The sequence below is a fragment of the Saccharopolyspora sp. genome, assembly GCF_017434145.1.
In the GTDB taxonomy this organism is placed as follows: domain Bacteria; phylum Actinomycetota; class Actinomycetes; order Mycobacteriales; family Pseudonocardiaceae; genus Saccharopolyspora_C; species Saccharopolyspora_C galaxeae.
In genome coordinates this window covers 1-1,965 of the sequence record NZ_JAFRFW010001019.1, presented here as the reverse complement: position 1 = coordinate 1,965, position 1,965 = coordinate 1, and the positions used below count along the sequence as shown (strand labels likewise).

The following is a 1,965-nucleotide window of genomic DNA, read 5'->3' as shown; positions in this document are numbered from 1 at the left end:
TCACCGGCGACGCGGCGTACGGGGCGGAATGGATCGGGGCCGCGGAGGGCAGCCGGTTCGCGTGGCTCAGCAGCACGGCGTGGTGCGCGGCGAACCTCGCCGCCGGAACGCCGGAGGCGCAGGCCACGGCGTGCGCGGATCGCACGACGGCGGCCTACACCGCACCGCCGGAAGGGTCCTGAGCCCGCGGGTGACCGCCCGGGCTCACGCCGCCGCGGGCTGCGGCAGGTGCGGGAGGTGCGGCTCGGCGGGTGCGGTGACCTCTGCCACGGCGCGTTCGGTGCGGCGAGCCAGTTCCCGGCGATCGCCTACCGCGGCCGCGTCCATCTCGGGCAGCAGCGACAGCTCCACCACCAGATCCCGGACCCGGGCCACCGCGAGCACGGATTCCAGCAGCGTCGCCTCGCCGACGAACGCCGCAGCGGTCGTCGGCCGCCCACCGGCGCTGAACCGCAGCGCCACCGGCTGCACCGGCACCCGCGCGTCCACCGCCGCCTGGAACACCGCGGGCCGGTACCTGCCGGACGCGAGACCGCACCACGTGGTGCCTTCCGGGAAGGCTCCGACCACGGCGCCGCCGCGCAGCGAGTCGGCGATCGTGCGCACCGCCCCGGGCAGCGCGGACAACCGCTCCCGGTCGATGTAGAGGGTGCCGACGCGCCCGGCCAGCGGCCCGATCACCGGCCAGGACCGCACCTCGGTCTTGGCCAGCAGCCGCATCGGGCGCACCGCCATCAGCGCGACCACGTCGAGCCACGAGACGTGGTTGGTGACCACCAACGCCCCGGAATCGAGCCGGTGCTCACCGCGCACCGCGAACCGGATGCCCAGCACCCGCAGCAGCGCCCGGAACCACGACCGCACCAGCGCAGTGCGCGCGGACCGCCACAGCAGCGCGAACACCACCGCGACCCCGATGCCCGCGAGCATCAGCCCGGCGGCCCCGGCCAGCCGCAGCGCCACGCGGTGCGTTCCCGCGCGGCGCACCGATCCCGGCCTTGGCAGGCAGCCCGGGCCGCACGGCGAATCCGGCGCCCATCTGTGCGTCATGCCGCGGCACCGAGGAAGAACCGCAGGTAGCGCGGGTCGATCCGGGTGAAGTCGAGCAGCACGAAGAAGTCCGCGACCCCGAACTCCGGATCGTGCGCGGGCCGCCCGCACACCTGCGCGCCGAGCCGCAGGTAGCCCTTCAGCAGCGGGGGCAGCGGACCGCGGTGGGTGCGCTCGACGGGTTCCGGGTTCCACGGCAGGTACGGATGCACCCGCGAGTCCTCCGGCGCGTAGTGCTTCGCCGAAACCGTGTCCCACACCTTCGCCGCGAGCGCGCCGCCGTCGTCCAGCGGCACCGAGGCGCACCCGGCGAGCCAGGTGTGCCCGTGGAGCAGCATGTAGCGGGCGATTCCGGCCCACACCAGGCTCACCACGCCGCCGGTTCGGTGGTCGCGGTGCACGCAGGAACGGCCGGTTTCCACCAGGGCGGGGCGCAGTTCCCCGAGCGCGGACAGGTCGAACTCGGTCTCGGAGTAGAGCCCGCCCGCTTCCCGAGCGCGCTCCGGCGGCAGCATCCGGTAGGTGCCGACGACTTCGCCGGTGCGGTCGTCGCGGACGATCAGGTGGTCGCAGTGCTCGTCGAACGGATCGGTCTCCACGCCCGGCGCGTCGCCGTGCACGGTGGCGCCCATCTCTTCGGCGAACACTTCGTAGCGCAGCCGCTGCGCGGCCCGCACCTCGTCGCTGTCCCGGGCCACGAGCAGCGAATAGGGAGTGGTGGCAGTGGTCGGAGATCCCGCTGGAGCGGTGCTGGCAAGCAGCGTCGACTCGGACATGCCCGCAGGTGTATCGCCGCGCGCAGAAAGCGCAGTAGGACCGCTGAGGACACGCAATAGGAATTTTCGGTGAATGCCCGGTACTTACCGCACTGGCCTGCCCTGACCGGCCCAACGAACACCGCATCCCGGAAGTTCC

At 73.5% G+C, this 1,965-nt stretch carries 2 protein-coding genes and 1 pseudogene; 1 reads left to right on the top strand and 2 read right to left on the bottom strand.

Annotated features, from left to right (window positions below; all coding sequences use genetic code 11):
* A pseudogene (locus IJH84_RS27770) lies at nt 1–182 on the top strand (polyketide cyclase); the annotation flags it as partial.
* Nucleotides 183–204: 22 nt separating this feature from the next.
* On the opposite strand, the gene IJH84_RS27765 reads toward IJH84_RS27770, so the two are convergent.
* The gene (locus tag IJH84_RS27765) at nt 205–1,050 is read right to left on the bottom strand and encodes a 1-acyl-sn-glycerol-3-phosphate acyltransferase (RefSeq protein ID WP_200070263.1); all 846 of its coding nucleotides are present in this window, start codon (nt 1,048–1,050) and stop codon (nt 205–207) included.
* Nucleotides 1,047–1,826 (bottom strand): GNAT family N-acyltransferase, encoded by a 780-nt coding sequence (locus IJH84_RS27760; protein WP_295150854.1) that lies wholly within the window; start codon nt 1,824–1,826, stop codon nt 1,047–1,049. The genes IJH84_RS27765 and IJH84_RS27760 overlap by 4 nt, the downstream gene beginning before the upstream one ends.
* Nucleotides 1,827–1,965: the final 139 nt, after the last annotated feature.